This window comes from Achromobacter sp. ISS7 (assembly GCF_056523125.1).
This window is the reverse complement of sequence record NZ_JAWRZD010000001.1, coordinates 3,058,564-3,077,392: the sequence shown is the minus strand read 5'-3', so window position 1 is coordinate 3,077,392 and position 18,829 is coordinate 3,058,564. Positions and strand designations below refer to the sequence as shown.

The following is an 18,829-nucleotide window of genomic DNA, read 5'->3' as shown; positions in this document are numbered from 1 at the left end:
CGGCGCCCGGCCGGGCAAGCCTATTTGGAACTCATCATCATGTCCCTGTCCATGTACCAGGCCTCGGTGCCTGTCTTCATCCGCGGTTTGAGCGTGCTGGCCACGCTGCTGGAAAAGGGCGCCGCCCACGCGGCCGCCAACGGCATCGATCCGGCCGAGCTGGTCAACGCCCGTCTGGCCCCCGACATGTATCCGCTGTCGGGCCAGGTGCAACGCGCCAGCGACGCCTCGAAGTTCGCCACTCAGCGCCTGTCGCAGGTCGAATCGCCCAAGTTTCCCGACGAGGAAACCACGTTCGAGCAACTGCAGAAGCGCGTCGCCGACACCATCGCCTACCTGCGTTCGGTGCCGGCCGAGGCCCTGGACGGCGCCGAGGGCCGCAAGGTCACGCTCAGCTTCGGCGAGTTCAAGCCCGAGTTCCAGGGCGACGCCTACCTGCTGACGTTCGCGCTGCCGAACTTCTATTTCCACGTCACCACCGCCTACGACATCCTGCGCCACGCTGGCGTGCCGATCGGCAAGCTGGACTTCCTGGGGCCGTACACGGCCTGACGCGGCGTCCGGGCGGCCCTGACGCCCGCGCCCGTCCGGACGAGCGTCGGACGGGCGCTCGCAGCGGCGCTTCAGCCCTGCTTCCTGGACGGGTCGCCGCAGCCTTCCATCTCGCCCATCTGGGCCATGTTGCGCTGGATTTCCTCGGGCGTCAGGTCTTCCTTGTGGGTGGCGATCGACCAGCGATGGCCGAACGGATCCACCACCTGGCCGTAGCGGTCGCCCCAGAACATGTCCGCCGCCGGCATGGTGACCTGCGCGCCCGCCGCCACCGCCTGCTTGATCGCGGCATCCACATCCTGCACGTACAGGTGCAGCGTCACCGGCGAGCCCTTGAGCGCCTTGGGCCCCAGGCTGCCCCATTCGGGGAAGTCATCCATCAGCATCACCACCGAATCGCCGATGCGGATCGCGGCGTGCATCACCTTGCCGCCGGGAGCCGGCAGGCGCGTCAGTTCCTCGGCGTTGAACGCCTTGCGGTAGAAGGCAATCGCATCCGAGGCGCCTTCGCACACGATGTGCGGGGTCAGGGTGTGCATGCCGTCGGGAATCGCTTTCTTTGCGGGGGTGGCCATGATGTGTCTCCGAAAACCGGGAAGGGGGTGGGGTACTTGGGGGCGGGTCGCGGGGGCGCCTGCGCGTTCCGGCCCGTCCTGTTCCCACGACGAATGGGCGGCGCCGGGATCGACAGGCCGCCGCGCTTTTTTTTCAACCGCGGGCCGACTTGGCCACCAGGGTGCTGAAGCCGCCCCAGCACATGCGCTTGAAATCGAACACGCCCTCGCAGGACATGCCCGTCAGGCGCGGGTCGGCCATGACCTTGGCGTTGATGCGGTCGCGTTCGGCCTTGCTGGCAAACGCGATCCACGAAAACACCACCGTCTCGCCCTCGCGCGCGCTGGCGGCGGCGCTGAACGAGCCGAAGCCCTCGCCGTCGATATCGTCCGCCACGCACTCGCGGAATTCCAGCGCGCCGTATTCCAGCCAGATCGAGCCGGCCAGCTCGGCCATCTTGCGATAGGCCTCGATGTTGGCCTTGGGCACGCTCAGCAGGTAACCATCTATGTACTGTTCCATCAGATGCTCCTTGACTCCGTGTTGTTGTACGCGCCGCCCGCAAGCCCGCATCGTCGCGGCGGCCGCGCCGGCAGCGATGCCGGTAGATGTCACTGTATCGGGATCGGCGGCGCTTTCAGATAGGCGATTGCGACATTCTTGAGGGTGGATTGCGACAGGTCTGTCGGCGTATGCTTGGCGGCATGAAAAACATCGCCTTCCTGCTGCCGTCCGGCGCCAATATCGCGTCGCTGGAAACGGCCCGGCACGGTTTCCTGGTGGCCAACGAATACCTGGCCGCGCAGGGGCGCGCGCCGCGGTTCCAGGTGCGCACGCTGGCCGCCACGCGCCAGGTCAGCCTGGACGACGGCCGCATCACGGTGCAGGCCGACCTGGTGCTGGACGAGGCCCGCGATATCGATATCTGTATCGCGCCGCCGTTGCTGGGCGCGGTGTCCGACGTGGTGCTGTCCAACCGCGAACTGGTCGAATGGATCGCCCGCCACTACCGCGGCGGCGGCGAAGTGGCCAGCCTGTGCCTGGGCGCGGCGCTGCTGGCCGCCGGCGGCCTGCTCGACGGCCAGCAGGCGGTGGTGCACTGGGCGGCGCGCAACCTGTACGCCAGCCTGTTCCCGGCGGTGGATTGGAGCATCGACCGCGTGGTCCATTCCGGCAATGGCATCTACACCAGCGGCGGCGCCTTCTCGGCCGCGCACCTGGTGCTGCACCTGATCGAGAAATACACCGACCGCGACACCGCCATCTGGTGCGCCAAGTACTTCCAGCTCGACTGGAGCCGCCAGAGCCAGCTGCCGTTCTCGGTGTTCATGGGCCAGAAGGCGCACGCCGACCAGGTGGTGCGCGCGGTGCAGGATTTCATCGAAACCCGCTACACCGAGAAAATCACCGTCGAGGACCTGGCCGACCGCCATGCGCTCGGCCGCCGCACGCTCGAACGGCGCTTTCGCCAGGCCACCGGCAACAGCATCGTCGAGTACGTGCAGCGCGTGCGCGTCGAGGCCGCCAAGCGGCGCCTGGAAAGCTCGCGCAAGAGCGTGTCGGAAGTGATGTACGAGGTCGGCTACAACGACACCAAGGCCTTTCGCGACATCTTCAACAAGTACTGCGGCATGTCGCCGGTGGGCTACCGCGAGCGCTACCAGTAGCCGGGCCGCCAGCGGCCGCCGTCAGCCCGCGCGCCGTCGGCGGAACGCCAGCCACGCCACGAACCCGGTGAACGCCGCCACCAGCACGCAGATGATCCAGAAGCCGTGATGGTCGTCCGACAGCGGGATGCCGCCCACGTTCATGCCGAACAGGCCCGCCATGATGTTGATCGGCAGCGCCAGCACCGTCACCAGCGTCAGCGTGAACAGGGTGCGGTTGTTCTGCTCGTCCAGCCGCGCCGTCATTTCTTCCTGCAGCAGCTTGATGCGTTCGACCAGGCCGGCCATGTCGCCCAGCACCACCGAGAATTCCTCGGTGGATTCGCGCAGTTCCTGCACGTCGCGCGGCCGCAGCCAGGCGGGCGGCCGCGCCAGCAGGCGGAACACCGAGCCCGGCTCCGGCGCCAGCGTGCGCTGCAGCCGCACCAGCACGCGGCGGGTGGCGGCCAGGTCCAGGCGCCCCGGGCCGCCGCGCGCGGCCAGGAAATGATCCTCGATGCCGTCGACATCGACGCTGGCCTTGCGCACGATCTCCATCATCAGGTCGGCCTGGTCGCGCATCAGGTGCGCCAGCAGTTCGGCCGGCGATCCGAACGGTTCGCCGCGCCGCACATGCTCGCGCAGGCGGTCGAGCGAGCGCAGCGGCTTGCGGCGCAGGGTCACCAGCAGCTTGCGGTGGGCGCAGACCCACAGGGTCGAGACCTGCGCCGGGGTGCGGTCGAAATCGAAGATGACGTCGTTGAAGACCGCCACCAGCGCGCCCTCCTGCTGCTCGATGCGGGTTGAATGGGCCTCGCCGCCCAGCATTGCGATGAAGGTGTCGGGCAGGTCCAGGTGGGCCTGCAGCCAGCGCACGCAGCCGGCCTGCGACAGGTTCAGGTGCAGCCAGAGAAAGGCGCCGTCCTCGGGCGCGTCGCCATCCTGCGCGATGCGCGCCAGCAGGTCGGCGACCGCGGGCGAGGCGATTTCCGTGGCGGGGCCGCCGCCCTTGAACCGGAACGCGCAGATCAGGCCGGAGATGTCGGATTGGTAGTCGGCCGCTGCCGCTGGGGTCGTCATGATGCGCGATGGTGACGCCGCAATGTGACAGTCCCGCGACAACGGGCCGCCGGCCCGCCATCCCCGCTGTGCCGGGGGACCGCGCCACGGGGAAACCCGATATAAAACTTTGCACAGCCTCCATGATCCAGCGTTATGCATGGGCCTCGCGGGCTTGCCGGACGGATCGGGAATTCGCCGTTGAATCAATGTGTTAGCCGTGGCGGGTGGTGGCCGCCCGAGGCCCGGCGCGGCCGCTTCCGGCCGTTTCCCAATTGCCCGGGCGCATGCATGATGGTGCCTCCTGTCGGGCCCGCCACGGCGCGCCTGTCCATGCATTGGGACATTCTTGATGACTGACTTCGATCTGACCTTGCACAATGGCCGCATCGTCACGGCCGATGCCGACTTCGTCGGCGACATCGGCATCGTCGACGGCGCCATCGCCGCGATCGCGGCGACGCTGCCGGCGGGCCGGCGCGCCATCGACGCGGCCGGCCGGCTGGTCATGCCGGGCGGCATCGACAGCCACTGCCACGTGGAGCAGCTGTCCAGCATGGGCGTGCTGTGCGCCGACGACTGGCACACCGCCTCGATCTCGGCGGCCCACGGCGGCAACACCACCATCGTGCCGTTCGCGGCGCAGCATCGGGGCCAGTCGCTGCGCCAGGTCGCCGACGCCTACGCCGCCTCGGCCGCCGAGAAATCGGTGATCGACTACAGCTACCACCTGATCATCTCGGACCCCACGCCCGAGACGCTCAACCGCGACCTGCCCGAGCTGATCCGCGCCGGCATCACCTCGTTCAAGGTCTTCATGACCTACGACAAGCTCAAGCTGGACGACCGCCAGCTGCTGGACGTGTTCGCCATCGCCGCGCGCGAGGGCGCGCTGCCGATGGTGCATGCCGAGAACAACGACGTTATCAGCTGGATCGCGCGCCACCTGCTGGCGGCCGGCCACACCGCGCCCAAGTACCACGCCGTCAGCCACGATCCGATCGCGGAAAACGAGGCCACCCAGCGCGCCATCAGCCTGGCCGCGGTGCTGGAAGTGCCGGTGCTGATCGTGCACGTCTCGACCCAGGGCGGCGCGCAGGCGATCCACGCCGCGCAGACGCTGGGCGCGCCGGTGTACGGCGAGACCTGCCCGCACTACCTGCTGCTGACCGCCGAGGACATCGACATCCCGGGCGTCGAGGGCGCCAAGTTCTGCTGCAGCCCGCCGCCGCGCGACCCGGTGTCGCAGCAGGCGCTGTGGCAAAGCCTGGACAGCGGCACGCTGGCGCTCTTGTCGTCCGACCACGCGCCGTACCGCTACGACGAATCCGGCAAGCTGCCGGCCGGCGACGCCACCACGTTCAAGCAGATCGCCAACGGCCTGCCGGGCCTGGAAGTGCGCATGCCGCTGCTGTTTTCCGAAGGCGTGCGCAGCGGCCGCCTAACGCTGCAGCAGTTCGTGGCGCTGACCTCGACCAACCACGCCCGCATGTACGGCCTGTACCCGAAGAAGGGCACGTTGGCGGTGGGCGCGGACGCCGACATCGCGATCTGGGATCCGGAAAAGACCGTGACCCTGCGCGCCGCCGACCTGCACGACGCGGTCGGCTACACCCCCTATGAAGGCCGCCAGGTCACCGGCTGGCCCACCACGGTGATCAGCCGCGGCGAGGTGATCGTGGACGACGGCGTGCTGCGCGCCGAACGCGGCCGCGGCCAGTTCATCGCCCGCGGCCTGCCCGCCCCGCTGCAGAAGGCGCGCGAGATCAGCCCGCGCGCCGCCTTGCTGCGCAAGATTTTCCCGGCCGTGATCGAGTCCTGAGCGACACGGCCCTCAACGCATAGCGATAGAACCCCCGGAGACTGACATCGTGAGCAACGCAACCCATGCGCGCAAAATGGACCTCGCGGTCGCCCAGATGGGCGCCGTCAACCTGGCCGACACCCGCGCGGTGGTGGTCCGCCGCCTCGTCGAGATGATGCGCGAAGCCGCGGCCCGCAAGGCGGAGTTCGTGGTCTTTCCCGAACTGGCGCTGACCACCTTCTTCCCGCGCTACTGGATGGAAGACGCCGAGGCGGTCGATCGCTTCTTTGAAAAGAGCATGCCCAACGCCGACGTGCAGCCGCTGTTCGACACCGCGCGCGAACTCGGCATCGGCTTCTACCTGGGCTACGCCGAGCTGACTCCGGAAGGGCGCCAGTTCAACACCGCCATCCTGGTGGACCGCCAGGCCAGGATCATCGGCAAGTACCGCAAGATCCACCTGCCCGGCCATTCCGACCACAAGCCCGAGGCGCCGTTCCAGCACCTGGAAAAGAAGTTCTTCGAAGTCGGCGACCTGGGCTTCGGCGTGTGGGAAACCAACGACGTCAAGATCGGCATGTGCCTGTGCAACGACCGCCGCTGGCCCGAGACCTACCGCGTGATGTCGCTGCAGAGCGCCGAGCTGATCGTGCTGGGCTACAACACGCCGTCGCTGAACATCCACTGGAACGAGCCGGCGCACCTGCGCACCACCACGCACGAGATCGTGCTGCAGGCCAGCGCCTACCAGAACGCGGTGTGGGTCGCCGCCGCCGCCAAGTGCGGCCACGAGGATGGCCACCACATGATCGGCAGCTCGATGATCGTGGCCCCGTCGGGCGAGATCGTGGCCCGTTCCAGCGGCGAGGAAGACGAAGTCATCACCGCCCGCATCGACCTGGGCATGGGCCAGACCTTCCGCGACCACGTCTTCAACTTCGCCAAGCACCGCAGCCCGCAGCACTACAAGCTGATCATTGAGCGCACCGGCGCCGGCGAGCCGCTGCCTGTTGCGGCAATCGACTAAGCCCGCTTGAGGATTGCCTGCGTCATCGCGGGCAATTCCTTTTTGACGATCTGGGAAAACTGCGTCAGGAAGGCCTTGGCGATGGACGGGGGCGGCTCGATCCGGGAATGAGACACGTACACGAACAGCGGAATCGCCGGCTCGATGCGGCGCACCACCAGCCCGTGCATCAGGGCGTCCGTGAGGCCATACGAGTCCACCAGCGCCACGCCGACGCCCTGGCGCACGAACGAGCACGCCGTCTGCGACGAACGCACCTCGATCGCCGGGGCCAGGAGGTTGTGGCCCTGCGGGTCGAGATGCGCGCAAAGCGTCTCGCCCAGCGGCGTGTCGCGGCTGTAGCCCACCAGCATCTCGCCGGCCAGCATGGCCGGCTGGATCACGTTTTCGCGCGCCAGGCGGTGGCCCGCCGGCAGCACGCAGACGATTTCGCCCAGCGCCAGCTCGGTGGTGATCAGGTTGGGATGTTCCGGCTTGAAGATGGAGATGGCGATGTCGGCGTAGCCCAGCAGCAGCTGCGGCAGCAGCGCGTCCATGCCCAGCGGCCGGTAGCGGATGCGCACGCCGGGGTTGCGGGCGCAGAACTTCGCCGTCGCCGCCGGGATCAGCCATTCGCCGAAGCTGGGGCTGGACACCACGCTGACCAGTCCGCCGCCATGGCCGGCCAGGCCCGCGGCCATGTCGTTCAGGCGGTTGACGCCGGCCTGGATCGATTCCACTTCCTGGAACAGCTTGCGGGCTTCCTTGGTGGGATGCAGGCGGCCCTTGAAACGCTCGAACAGCGCGTAGCCCAGGCGCAGCTCGATCGATGCCAGCACCCGGCTGATGGCGGGCTGGGTCACGTGCAGCAGCCGCCCGGCCGCGCTCAACGAGCCCGTGATCATGATGGCGTGGAATACCTCGATCTGGCGCAGATTCAACGGCGCGGAAGACCGGACCTTTCCGGGTAATTCAGACATGCTGCTTGATTTCCTCTTGACCTGGGCGATGCTCGGATGCTTCCCGGCCCGCCTCTAATGCAAGGATTCTACTCAATCGTGCCCAACGCCCGCATTCTCCTCGTAAACCCGAATTCCCTGGACAAGGTGACCGAGGCCATCGGCCGCGCCGTCCAGCCGTTTCGCCACCTGCCGCTGGATTTCCGCTGCCTGACCTCCACCGGCGGGCCGGCCGGCATCCAGAACCAGGCCGAGGCCGACGCCAGCATCGCGCCCATGGCCGAGCTGGTGCGGCGCGAGGCCGCCGACGCCGACGCCGTCATCGTGGCCTGCTTCAGCGATCCGGGGCTGCACGGCCTGCGCGACCTGGCGCCGGTGCCCGTGCTGGGCATCGGCGAGTGTTCGGTGCTGACGGCCATGAGCATCGGCACCCGCGTCGGCGTCATCGCCATCGCCGGCGCCGCCATCCCGCGCCACCTGCGCTACTTCCGCGCCATGGGCGTGGCCGACCGCATCTGCGGCGAACTGGCGCTGGACCTGCGCGTCAGCGACCTGGCCGACGCCGAACTGGCGTTCCAGCGCATGGCGGCGGTGGGCAGGACCCTGCGCGACGCCCATGGCGCCGACGTGCTCATCATGGGGTGCGCCGGCATGGCGGACCTGCGCGCGCGGCTGGAAGAGGCCTGCGGCCTGCCGGTGGTGGAGCCGACCCAGGCCGCCGTGGCCATGGCGGTCGGGCGGATCTTCGGCCGCGCCTGAACGGCCCCGGGGGCGGCAGGGCATCGGCCATGCGGGCGCCATGGCGCCCGCATGGCCGATTTGGCGTTACGCCGCCTGCTGCACGTAGTGGCCGGCGGCCACCTGTACCAGTTGCGTCACGATCGGGTCGTCGCCCACCTTGCGGATCGGGCTGGGAATGTCGCGCGCCGCGCGCACGCTGCGCTGGTGGCGCCGGGCGGGGTCGGGCACCGGCACCGCCGACAGCAGGCGCTGGGTGTAGGCGTGGCGCGGCCGGTGCAGCACCTCCTGGGTGGGCCCGATCTCGACGATCTGGCCCATGTACATCACGGCCACGCGGTGGCTGACCTTTTCCACCACCGCGATGTCGTGCGAGATGAACAGGTACGACAGGCCCATCTCGGCCTGCAGTTCCTTCATCAGCTCGATGACGCGCGCCTGCACCGACACGTCCAGCGCCGACACCGGCTCGTCGGCCACGATGATCTTGGGATTGACGCTCAGCGCGCGGGCGATGCACAGGCGCTGGCGCTGGCCGCCCGAGAACTGGTGCGCGTAGCGGTCCAGGAACTCGCGCGGCAGGCTGACCCGCTCCAGCAACTGGGCGGCGCGCTCGCGGCGCTGCTCGCGGGTGTGGCCGCCATGCACCTTGAGCGGTTCGCTGACCAGGTCCCAGGCGTGCAGGCGCGGGTTGAGCGACGCATACGGATCCTGGAAGATCATCTGGATGTGGCGCCGCATCGCGCGCATCTGCTCGGGCGTCATGTGGGTGACGTCCTGGCCGGCCAGGCGGATCGAGCCCGCGCTCGGCTGCACCAGCTTCATCAGCAGGCGTCCGGTGGTCGACTTGCCCGAGCCGGACTCGCCCACCAGGGCCAGCGTCTCGCCGGCGCGCAGGTCGAACGACACGCCCTCTACCGCGTGCACGTTGGCCACCACCTTGCCGAACGCGCCGGCCTTGACCGGGAAGCGCTTGGCCAGGCCCGACACTTCCAGCACGGGCGGGCGCTCCTGCACCACGGCCTCGTCGGGGGAGCCGTCGCCCAGCCGCGGCACCGCGGCCAGCAGGTCGCGGGTGTAGGGTTGCGTGGGCGCCTCGAACAGCGCCGCGGTGGCGCTTTCCTCGATCTTGTCGCCGTGCCGCATCACCACCACGCGGTCGGCGATCTCGGCCACCACGCCCATGTCGTGCGTGATGAACAGCACGGCCATGCCGACCTCGCGCTGCAGGTCGCGGATCAGGTCGATGATCTCGGCCTGCACCGTGACGTCGAGCGCGGTGGTCGGTTCGTCGGCGATCAGCAGCTGCGGCCGGCAGGCCAGCGCCATGGCGATCATCACGCGCTGGCGCATGCCGCCGGACAGGTCGCCCGGATACTGCGTCATGCGGCGTTCGGGTTCGGACATCTTCACCGCCACCAGCATGTCCTGCGCGCGCCGCCAGGCCTCCTGGCGCGAGATGTCCTGGTGCAGCAGATAGACTTCGGCCAGCTGGTCGCCCACCGTCATCACCGGGTTGAGCGAGGTCATCGGTTCCTGGAAGATCATCGAGATCTCGTTGCCGCGGATGCGCCGCAACGCCGATTCCTCCAGCCCGAACAGGTCCACCTCGCGGCCGTCGCGCGGCACGAAGCGGGCGCTGCCGCCGGCGATGCGGCCGCCGGCGCGCTCGATCAGGCGCAGGATCGACAGCGCCGTCACCGATTTGCCGGAGCCGGACTCGCCCACCAGCGCCACCGTTTCGCCGCGGCCGATGGTGAAGTCCAGCGACTTCACCGCCCGATACGGCCGGGCGCGGGCGCCGAACTCGACGCTCAGGCCCTGCACCGCCAGTAAGGTCTCGGTCATGGGGAGTCTCCGTCAGGCGCGGCTGGGAAAGACGCGCGGCGACATGGCGTCGATGTCGCGGCCGGCGTAGTCGCGCTGCGCCACGGTCGCGATGGTGTGCGCCTGGGCGCGTTCCACTTCCTGCATGGCGCGCTCGATGTCGATGGTCAGCAGCTTACCGTCCTTGACCACCTGGGCGCCGTCCACGTAGACGTCGCGGATGGCCCGGTCGCCGGCCGAGTAGATCAGGCTGCGCAGCGGCTCGCGGCCAGGCCGCATGTACGGATGCGACAGGTCGACCAGCGAGAAGTCGGCCTTGCCGCCGACCGCGATGCGGCCGATGTCGTCGCGGCCCAGCATGCGGGCGCCGTTGATGGTGGCGGCGTTGAACACTTCCTCGGTGGAGGCGGCGCGGAAGTGGCCGGCCTGCAGGCGGGCCACATAGCAGGCCAGCCGCATTTCATCGAGCATGTTGTGCGGGAAGGTATCGGTGCCGATGCCGACGTTGATGCCGGCGCGCAGGTAGCGGCCCAGGAAGCTCAGGGCGATGCCGCGCCGCACGAACACCGTGGGACAGTGCGCCACGTGTGCGCCCGAGCGTTGCAGCAGGCCGAAGTCGTCGGCGTGCGGCCAGTACAGCGCGCGGTGGTCGTTCAGGAAAATGCCGTGGCCGATGATGAGGTCGCCATCCAGCAGGCCCTGGTCATCGAGCCATTCGATCGGCGTGCGGCCGTGGCGGCGCGTCATCTCCGAGAACTCGACCACGCTCTGCGCGGCGTGGATCTGCATCGGTATGCCCAGGCGGCGCGCGGCTTGCTGCGCTTCCTTGAGCAGTTCGGGCGAGCAGGTGTCGACCTGCGAGGGGCACAACATGGCGCCCAGGCGGCCGCTGGGGTGGTTGATGGCGCTGTCGGCCACGGCCAGGGCGGCCTCGAACGACTTCTGCGCCGCCGCCTCGTCCCAGGTGTATTCGACCGAATGGCCGTCCGTCGTGCGCCAGGCGGCCGAGCGGAACATCGGGCCCAGCACGCCGCGGATGCCGGCGGCGGCGACCACGTCGGCCCAGCCGGGGCGCGGCAGCGACATGTCGACGAAGGTGGTCACGCCGCTCAGCAGCATTTCCGCCATCGCCACCTGGTTGGAATACTGCGCCGTCTCGATGCCCGAGCGGAACACCGGCATGTATTCGTACAGGGAACTCTGGCCCAGCTTGTCGCTGCCCAGCTCTTCCAGCAGGCCGCGGTTGCCGGGCTCGGAAGAGGGGTGGCTATGGACGTTCACCAGGCCCGGCATCGCCATCAGGCCGTTGCCGGCCACGACCTGGTCGGCCGGCCCGGCGTAGCCCGTGCCGGCGTGGATCACGGTGTTGCCGCGCATCACCAGGTCGGCGTTCTCGATATAGACGTGCGAGCCCAGCGCCTCGTCCCAGGCCACCAGGGTGGCGAGGTTCTTGAAATGGGTGATGCTGGCTTGATTGGTGTCGCTCACGGGAGACTCTCTGTGCTGCGGAATCAGGGGAAGGGCGGCGCGGCCGGGGCCGCGCCGCCCGTTGCGGCTTACTTCAACTCGATGTCCAGGCCCTTGTAGGCGGCGGCGCCGAAGATGCCGTGCGCGCGCATCGGCTTCAGGCGCGGCCCGCCCACCAGGTACAGCGAGTCGTGGTACAGCGGAATCCACGCCGCGCCGTCGGAGATCTTGGTCAGCGCCTTGGACAGGATGGCGTCGCCGCTCTTGGCGTCCAGCGCCTCGCTGCCCTCGGCCAGCCAGCGGTCGGTGTCGGCGTCCTTCCAGTTCATGCGGTTCGGCGTCGGGATGCTGTTGGACAGGAAGTAGCTGTTGAGCGCTTCGCCCGTGCTCATGTAGCCGAAGCTCATGCTGAATTCATCGAATTCCTGCGTGGCCAGCTTGCCCCAGGCCGAGGTCGAATCGAACAGCTGCACGCGCAGGTCCGCCCCGACCTTCTTCATGTCGCCCTGCACGGCTTCCATGATGTCCTTCCAGTAGCCGGTGATGCCGTAGTGCAGCAGCGAGAGCTTCTGGCCGTCCTTGTAGCGGTAGCCGTCCTTGCCCATCTTCCAGCCGGCCTCGTCCAGCAGCTTGTTGGCGGCGGCCGGGTCGTAGCGGTAGGCGTCGTTGGCGCCGGCCGGCGTGCCGGTGGCCAGCATGCTGGTGGCGGGCACGGCTTCGCCGAAGGTGATGGCCTCGGTCAGCGCCTTGCGGTTGATCGCCAGGTTGAGGGCGCGGCGCACGTTCACGTCCGTCAGCATCGGCTTGTCGATCTTGAAGCCCAGGAAGAAGGTCCAGTAGAACGGGTCGGCCTTGCTGACGAACAGGCGCTTGTCGGCCTTCAGGTCCTTGATGGACCACTGCGGCAGGTAGCGCGACAGGTCGGCCTGGCCGCTTTGCAGCGCGGTCAGGCGGGTGCTTTCCTCGGGCACGATCTTCCAGATGATCTTGTCGACCTTGGGCGTCGGGTCCTTGTAGATCGCCGGGCCCCACTTGTAGCCGGCGTGGCGGGTCAGCACCACTTCATTGCGCGGCGACCAGCTCTGGAAGCAGTACGGGCCGGTGCCGTCGAAGGCCTTGACGCCGTAGTCCTGGCCCAGCGCCTTGACCTGGTCGATGTTGATGACCGAGTGCATGTAGTGCGCCATCTGCTGCAGCAGCTCGTTGTAGGGCTTCTTCAGCTTGTAGACCACGGTGACGTCGTCGGGCGCGGTGATGCTGTCGACCGGGCCGGCGCGCCAGCGTTCCAGGCCCTTGGTCTCCGGGTCCAGCCAGCGGGTGTAGCTGGCCACCACGTCCTTGGCGGTCATCTTGCGGCCGCTGCAGAAGGTGACGTCGTCGCGCAGGTTGAAGGTGTAGGTCAGGCCGTCGGGCGAGATGGTCCAGCTCTTGGCCAGCGCCGGCACCGGCGTCTTCATGTCGTAGTCCAGGCCCACCATGGTGTCGGCGGCCATGAACAGCACCTCGGCGGCGCCGCGCGCGGTGGTGCGGTGCGGGTCGTACTTGTCGGTGTCCAGCTCGCGCAGGATCAGGACGGTCTTCTCGGCCTGCGCCAGCGCCGGCGCGGGCGCGGCCAGCAGGCAGGTCAAGGCCAGCGGCGCGAGGGCCAGTCCCTGGATGATCTTCATGATGTGTTTTCCCCTGTGTGGTTTGTGGTGTGGCCGGACGAGCCGCGGTTCAGAACCGCAGCTTGGGATCGAGCGCGTCGCGCAGGCTGTCGCCCAGCAGGTTGAAGGCAAGCACGATGAAGAAGATGGTCATCGTGGGAATGGTCGAGATGTGCGGGAAGATCTGCAGGAACTTGCGGCCGTCGGCGGCCATGCTGCCCAGTTCGGCGAAGGGCGGCTGCGGCCCCAGGCCCAGGAACGACAGCACCGAGCCCAGCAGGATCGTGTGGCCCAGCTGCAGGGTGGCGTAGATCATCAGCATCGACGAGCAGTTCGGCAGCAGGTAGCGCGTGATCAGGTAGAAGTTGCCGAAGCCCATGGCGTGGCCGGCTTCCATGTATTCCTGCTTCATCACCACCATGGCCGAGCCGCGCGCGATGCGCGCCATGCCGGGAATCGCCGAAATTCCCAGCGCCAGCACCATGCTGGTGGTGCCCGGGCCCATCAGCGCCGACAGGCTCAGGCCGAACAGGATCGCCGGGAACGACAGCAGCACGTCGACCACGCGCATGATGACGCCTTCCAGCGGGCGGTAGTAGGCGGCCAGGATGCCGAGCAGGGCGCCCAGGCCCGAGCCGCCGATCACCGCCAGCACGCTCAGCATCAGCGTGGCGCGGATGCCGTAGATCACGCGCGACAGGATGTCGCGGCCCTGCACGTCGGTGCCCAGCAGGTAGCTGACGCCATCGGCCGAGGTCCAGCCCGGCGCTTTGCGGGCGATGGCCATGTTGGTGGAATACGGATCGTGCGGCGCCAGCCAGGGCGCGAACAGCGCCACCAGCACGATCGCGATCACCGCCAGCAGCGACAGCAGCAGGATCGGATCGCGGCGCAGGCGCGACGCAATGCGTGTCAGCGGCGTGGCCATGGCCTGGGGCGGCAGTCCGCCCATCGAGGAAGTGGTGCCTGCGCTCATGATTTGTTGCCTCGCGGATCCAGATAGCCGTAGAGCAGATCCACGATCAGGTTGATGAGGATGAAGCCCAGCGCGGTCACCAGGATCGCGCCCTGGGCCAGCGGGAAGTCGCCGGCGAAGATGGCGCCCACCGCCATGCGGCCCACGCCCGGCCAGGAATAGATCTGTTCGGTGACCACCGCGCCGCCCAGCAGGTTGCCCACCTGCAGGCCCACCAGCGTCACGATCGGCAGCAGCGCGTTGCGCAGGGCGTGGCGCAGCAGCACGCGGCCTTCGCCGGCGCCCTTGGCGCGCGCGGTGCGCACATAGTCGCCGCTGAGCGTCTCGATCACGGCGGTGCGGGTGATGCGGGCCACCGGCCCGATCAGCACCGAACCCAGCGTCAGCGCGGGCAGCGCCAGCGATTGCAGGCCGGCCAGGGTCCAGATCGGGCCGTTGCGGCCGATGTACGGCAGGATGCCGGCGCCGCCGATGTGCTGCACCAGCAGCAGGCCGACCCAGAACACCGGCAGCGACACGCCCACGACCGACAGCGTCATGACGAAGCGGTCGGTCAGCTTGCCGCGGCGGTAGGCGGCCAGCGTGCCCAGCAGGATCGCCAGCGGGATCGACCAGACCACGCTGGCCAGCATCAGCTCGGCCGTCGCGCCGATGGTGCTGCCGATCTCGTCGATGACCGGCACGTTGGAGATCATCGAGCGGCCCAGGTCCAGGTGCAGCAGGCGCCACACGTACAGCGACAGCTGCTGGACGATCGATTTGTCCAGGCCCAGTTCCTGGCGCACCTGCGCCAGTTCCTCGGTGGTGGCGGTGGGGCCGGCGATGACGGCGGCGGGGTCCGCCGGCGCGACCTGCAGGAGCACGAAGCACACCACCACCACGCCCAGCAGGACGGGCAGCGAGATCGTGAAGCGGTTGAGGATCTGGCGGATCATGCGAGGCCCGCGCAAGTCATATGGGGTGGCTCGATGCGCGGTCCGCCGGTGGCGGGCCGCGTGGGGGAAAGGTGAACTGGTCTCGGCATGACACGACCTCGTCTCTGTGTGCGTCCAGGTGCTGCGGTGGCCAAAGAATGCCAGCGCGCCCTGGCGCCGGGGACCCAGGGAAATCCACTATGGGAGGACCGCGACGGATTTGCGTTATATCTTTCCAAGCAATTGAAATCAAAGGAAGTTTTCCGTTTTTGGGGCGAGGGGCGCGGCGCCTGCGATAACGGGGTGTTATGACGCCTGCCTAAAGATTGATAGACGGCGCGAGGGCCTGGAATCCGCGGGATGCCGCGCAGGGGGCCTTGCGCCCGCATATCCATAGTTGGAATCCTTCGTTGGCGCCGGCCGGCGCGGCTCTTAGCCTGTTCCCTGTGTAAAGCGGGCGTTCGACACCGACGGGGTGGCCGAGGCCGGCGCCGCGCGGCGCCGGACGCCCGCGGGCTTTGTGGAGCGTGCGGTTTGAAGTTCTCTCGTTTCTGGACCCGGGTGCAAGGCCTGGCGGCGGTATTCCTGTTGGGCGCGATGGTTCCGGCCAGCGCCGCCTATCCCGACAAACCCGTGCGGCTGGTGCTGCCGCTGGCCCCGGGCGGCGCCATGGACGTCCTCGGGCGCGGCCTGGCCGAGCGGCTCGGGGCGCTGTGGAAGGTGCCCGTCATCGTCGAGAACCGCGCCGGCGCCGGCGGCAACATCGCCGCCGACCAGGTGGCGCGCGCCGCGCCTGACGGCTATACGCTGCTGTTGACCGGCGACATGCTGGTGGCCAACCAGACCCTGTTCCAGGGCACCATCAACTACGACCCGGTCAAGAGCTTCGCGCCCATCAGCATCGTGGCGGCGACGCCGCCGGTGATCGTGGTGCGCGCCGATTCGCCCGTCCGCGATATCGCCGGCCTGCGCGTGGCGGCCAGTCAGCATGTCGTCAACATCGGCACCCCGGGCTATGGCAACAGCAACCACCGCGCGCTCACCCGCCTGCAGCAGCAATTGCCGGGCACCGTGCAGCACGTGCCGTACAAGGGCGCGGGGCCGGCGGTGGTGGCGCTGCTCGGCGGCGAGATCGACGCCGCCGTGGTGGCGTTGCCGGCGGTCTCCAGCCTGATCGCCAACGGCCAGGTGCGCGCGCTCGCCGTGCTGCAGGACAACCGCAGCGACACCGTGCCGCAGGTGCCGACGGCGGCGCAGGTCGGCCTGAAGATGGATGGCGACACCGGCTGGTTCGGCCTGCTGGCGCCGGCCGGCACCTCGCCGGACGTCGTCGACGACGTTTGGCGCGCCGTGCGCCAGGCCGTCAACGAGCCGGACTTCCGCGCGCGCCTGCTGGCCATCGGCTTCGAGCCGATCGCCGACCAGCCGCGTGCCTTTGCCGACCGCATCGCGAGCGATGCCCGCAAGTTCCCGGCGCTGCTGCGTGACAGCGGCGTGGCCCTGCAATGACGCTTTGCTGACGCGCACGAGGCCGCCATGCCCATCCTGAACATCGGCAACGCCGAACTCCATGTCGACATCCAGGGCCAGGGCGACGCCGTGCTGGCCCTGGCCCCCGGCGGCATGCTGTCGCATCGCGAGCTGTGGCGCGTGACGCGCGACGGCCGGCCGCGAGAGTATCCCGACCCGGTCGCCGCGCTCGCCAGCCGCTACCGCGTGATCGCCCCGGACCAGCGCAACGCCGGCCGCTCGCGCGCGCCGGTGCTGGCCAGCGACGGCTGGACCACCTACGCGCGGGATCACCTGGGCCTGCTGGACGCGCTGGGCGTGCAGCGCTTCCACGTGATCGGCTCCTGCATCGGCTCGTCGTTCGCGCTCAAGCTGTGCGAACTGGCGCCCGAGCGCGTGGCGTCGGCGATCCTGCAGCAGCCCATCGGCATCGCCGGGCAGGAGGGCAAGCGCGGGGAGTCCTTCGACCAATGGGCCGACACCCTGCGCGAGCGCGATCCCGCCATCGACGACCACGCGCTGGAGGGCCTGCGGCACAACCTGTTCGGCGGCGATTTCGTCTTCAGCGTCAGCCGCGACTTCGTGCGGCGAAACCCGATTCCGCTGCTGATCCTGGGCGGCAACGACCCGCTGCATCCGCGCGCCGTCTCGCTGGAACTGGCACGACTGGCGCCGGCGGCCACCCTGGTCGAGGACTGGAAGGCGCAGCCGCAACGCTATCTGGACGCCATCCAGGACTTTCTCGCGCGCCACCCGGCCTGAGCGGCGCGGCCGCTACGAGGCCGCCAGGGCCTGGCGGGTCCGGCGCGCCAGGCGTTCGAGCAGGGCGCTGGCCAGGCAACCGGCCAGCGCGAACGCCACCGCCACCCACAGGGCCCAGGTAGCGCCGGCGCGAGCATTGAAGGCAAAGCACGCCGCCACGAACGCCGCGCCCATCGTCTGGCCCAGCAGCCGCGCCAGGCCGGACAGGCCGCTGGCCACGCTGGCGCGGTGCGCCGGCACGCTGAACATGATGAAGCGCTGGTTGGGCGACAGGAACAGCCCGAAGCCGGTGCCGCACAACGCCATGGGCAGCATCACCGCCCACATCGGCGCGCCGGCCGGCAGCGCGCTCACGGCCAGCAGGCCGGCGGCCAGCAGCGCCAGGCCGATCGCGCCCAGCAGGCTGGCGGACATGCGGTCCGACCACTTGCCCGAGAATGGCGCCAGGCAGGCGCCCATCACCGGCCAGGGCGCGATCAGCATCCCGACCTCGGCGATGTCGCGGCCCAGCGTCTGGTTCAGCAGGAACGGCAGCGCCACCATGGCCGCGCCCTGCGCCGCGAAGGCCAGCACGCACACCAGCACGGCCATCGAGAAGGGCGCCAGGCGCAGCAGGTCCAGCGGCACGACCGCGTGCGCGCTCAGGCGTTCGCGGCGCAGCAGCAGCGCCCAGCTCAGCGCGCCGCAGGCCCAGATCAGGGCGGTGGCCCCGTCCGGTTGCGCCGCGCGTTCCAGGGCCAGCACGGCCAGCCCGAACGCCAGCGCGCACAACACGGCCGCGCCGGCGTCGAGCGCCTTGCCGTCGCCTGGCAACCTCGGCAGGTGCCGGCCGGCCAACAGCAACGCCACCAGGCAGAACGGCACGTTCACATAGAACAGCCAGTGCCAGCTCAGCACCGTCAGCATCGCCGACGCCAGCACCGGCCCGCCGGCCAGCGACGCGGCCGCGATCATGGCGTTCAAGCCCATGCCCCGGCCCAGTTCCTCCTTGCGGTAGATGGCGCTCACCAGCGCCATGTTGCAGCCCATCAGCGCCGCGGCGGCCAGGCCCTGCGCCGCCCGCGCCGCCTCCAGCGACCACAGCGACTGCGCCGCGCCGCACCAGACCGAGGCGGCCAGGAACAACCACAGCGCCGGCAGGAACACCCGCCGGTGGCCGATCTTGCCCGCCAGCGCGGCAAGCGGCAGCATCGTCGCCACCATGACCAGCTGATAAATGGTGACCACGCCGATCACGTCGGCCGCGCTGACGCCCAGCTGCGACGCCATCGACGGCAGCGCCGTGTTGGTCATGGAAGTATCGAGCGTCGCCATCGAGATCGACAGGGACACGGCCAGCATCGCGTAGCGGCGCGCGGCGGGTGTCAGGGGAGTGGGGGAGGAAGCGGGGGAAGCAGGCATCGCGGCAC

The 18,829-nt window shown here is 69.2% G+C and carries 17 protein-coding genes; 7 read left to right on the top strand and 10 right to left on the bottom strand.

Annotated elements, in window-relative coordinates; translation table 11 throughout:
* The first annotated feature begins 39 nt into the window (after positions 1 to 39).
* Positions 40 to 552 (top strand): DUF1993 domain-containing protein, encoded by a 513-nt coding sequence (locus AC1HFW_RS13835; RefSeq protein WP_035361785.1) that lies wholly within the window; start codon positions 40 to 42, stop codon positions 550 to 552.
* Between the two features lie 71 nt (positions 553 to 623).
* On the opposite strand, the gene AC1HFW_RS13830 is transcribed toward AC1HFW_RS13835, so the two are convergent.
* Both AC1HFW_RS13830 and AC1HFW_RS13825 read right to left on the bottom strand, forming a co-directional pair.
* On the bottom strand, positions 624 to 1,127 hold the full coding sequence (locus AC1HFW_RS13830) for a VOC family protein (protein ID WP_116522291.1): 504 nt from the start codon (positions 1,125 to 1,127) through the stop codon (positions 624 to 626).
* A gap of 133 nt (positions 1,128 to 1,260) precedes the next feature.
* Positions 1,261 to 1,629 carry a DUF1428 domain-containing protein gene (locus AC1HFW_RS13825; protein WP_061074042.1) on the bottom strand — a complete coding sequence of 123 codons (369 nt, stop codon included), beginning with the start codon at positions 1,627 to 1,629 and terminating at the stop codon, positions 1,261 to 1,263.
* Between the two features lie 170 nt (positions 1,630 to 1,799).
* Here AC1HFW_RS13825 and AC1HFW_RS13820 point away from each other — a divergent pair, with 170 nt between their 5' ends.
* Positions 1,800 to 2,774, top strand: coding sequence for a GlxA family transcriptional regulator (locus AC1HFW_RS13820; RefSeq protein WP_061074043.1), 975 nt, complete (start codon positions 1,800 to 1,802; stop codon positions 2,772 to 2,774).
* Between the two features lie 21 nt (positions 2,775 to 2,795).
* Here the strand turns inward: AC1HFW_RS13820 and AC1HFW_RS13815 are convergent, their stop codons facing one another.
* Positions 2,796 to 3,833: a transporter gene (locus tag AC1HFW_RS13815; RefSeq protein ID WP_006396206.1), complete on the bottom strand. Its 1,038-nt coding sequence runs from the start codon at positions 3,831 to 3,833 to the stop codon at positions 2,796 to 2,798.
* A 331-nt stretch (positions 3,834 to 4,164) separates the two neighbouring features.
* Between AC1HFW_RS13815 and hydA the strand changes: the two genes are divergently transcribed.
* A complete protein-coding gene (gene hydA / locus AC1HFW_RS13810) occupies positions 4,165 to 5,634 on the top strand; it encodes a dihydropyrimidinase (protein WP_006396205.1) in 1,470 nt (489 codons plus the stop codon).
* A 76-nt stretch (positions 5,635 to 5,710) separates the two neighbouring features.
* Positions 5,711 to 6,643: an N-carbamoyl-D-amino-acid hydrolase gene (locus AC1HFW_RS13805; protein ID WP_479286503.1), complete on the top strand. Its 933-nt coding sequence runs from the start codon at positions 5,711 to 5,713 to the stop codon at positions 6,641 to 6,643.
* Here the strand turns inward: AC1HFW_RS13805 and AC1HFW_RS13800 are convergent.
* Positions 6,640 to 7,602, bottom strand: a complete 963-nt coding sequence (locus AC1HFW_RS13800) for a LysR family transcriptional regulator (RefSeq protein ID WP_479283889.1) — start codon at positions 7,600 to 7,602, stop codon at positions 6,640 to 6,642. The two genes, AC1HFW_RS13805 and AC1HFW_RS13800, sit on opposite strands and share 4 nt — an antisense overlap.
* 57 nt (positions 7,603 to 7,659) lie before the next feature.
* Between AC1HFW_RS13800 and AC1HFW_RS13795 the strand changes: the two genes are divergently transcribed.
* Positions 7,660 to 8,340 carry an aspartate/glutamate racemase family protein gene (locus AC1HFW_RS13795; RefSeq protein WP_035360632.1) on the top strand — a complete coding sequence of 227 codons (681 nt, stop codon included), beginning with the start codon at positions 7,660 to 7,662 and terminating at the stop codon, positions 8,338 to 8,340.
* Between the two features lie 66 nt (positions 8,341 to 8,406).
* Here AC1HFW_RS13795 and AC1HFW_RS13790 read toward each other — a convergent pair whose 3' ends face one another.
* The 5 genes from AC1HFW_RS13790 to AC1HFW_RS13770 all read right to left on the bottom strand — a co-directional run bounded on the left by AC1HFW_RS13790 (position 8,407) and on the right by AC1HFW_RS13770 (position 15,170).
* Positions 8,407 to 10,167, bottom strand: a complete 1,761-nt coding sequence (locus tag AC1HFW_RS13790; protein ID WP_479283886.1) for an ABC transporter ATP-binding protein — start codon at positions 10,165 to 10,167, stop codon at positions 8,407 to 8,409.
* A gap of 12 nt (positions 10,168 to 10,179) precedes the next feature.
* Positions 10,180 to 11,634 carry an amidohydrolase family protein gene (locus AC1HFW_RS13785; RefSeq protein WP_479283884.1) on the bottom strand — a complete coding sequence of 485 codons (1,455 nt, stop codon included), beginning with the start codon at positions 11,632 to 11,634 and terminating at the stop codon, positions 10,180 to 10,182.
* A gap of 68 nt (positions 11,635 to 11,702) precedes the next feature.
* A complete protein-coding gene (locus AC1HFW_RS13780) occupies positions 11,703 to 13,280 on the bottom strand; it encodes an ABC transporter substrate-binding protein (RefSeq protein ID WP_241068451.1) in 1,578 nt (525 codons plus the stop codon).
* Positions 13,281 to 13,329: 49 nt separating this feature from the next.
* A complete protein-coding gene (locus AC1HFW_RS13775; RefSeq protein ID WP_035360631.1) occupies positions 13,330 to 14,235 on the bottom strand; it encodes an ABC transporter permease in 906 nt (301 codons plus the stop codon).
* Positions 14,232 to 15,170 carry an ABC transporter permease gene (locus AC1HFW_RS13770; protein WP_061074050.1) on the bottom strand — a complete coding sequence of 313 codons (939 nt, stop codon included), beginning with the start codon at positions 15,168 to 15,170 and terminating at the stop codon, positions 14,232 to 14,234. Before AC1HFW_RS13770 ends, AC1HFW_RS13775 begins: the two co-directional genes overlap by 4 nt.
* Positions 15,171 to 15,683: 513 nt before the next feature.
* Here AC1HFW_RS13770 and AC1HFW_RS13765 point away from each other — a divergent pair.
* Both AC1HFW_RS13765 and AC1HFW_RS13760 read left to right on the top strand, forming a co-directional pair.
* Positions 15,684 to 16,658 (top strand): Bug family tripartite tricarboxylate transporter substrate binding protein, encoded by a 975-nt coding sequence (locus AC1HFW_RS13765; RefSeq protein WP_006396196.1) that lies wholly within the window; start codon positions 15,684 to 15,686, stop codon positions 16,656 to 16,658.
* A gap of 27 nt (positions 16,659 to 16,685) precedes the next feature.
* On the top strand, positions 16,686 to 17,420 hold the full coding sequence (locus AC1HFW_RS13760) for an alpha/beta fold hydrolase (RefSeq protein ID WP_061074051.1): 735 nt from the start codon (positions 16,686 to 16,688) through the stop codon (positions 17,418 to 17,420).
* Positions 17,421 to 17,432: 12 nt separating this feature from the next.
* Here the strand turns inward: AC1HFW_RS13760 and AC1HFW_RS13755 are convergent, their stop codons facing one another.
* Positions 17,433 to 18,821 (bottom strand): MFS transporter, encoded by a 1,389-nt coding sequence (locus AC1HFW_RS13755; RefSeq protein WP_479283879.1) that lies wholly within the window; start codon positions 18,819 to 18,821, stop codon positions 17,433 to 17,435.
* Positions 18,822 to 18,829 lie beyond the last annotated feature (8 nt).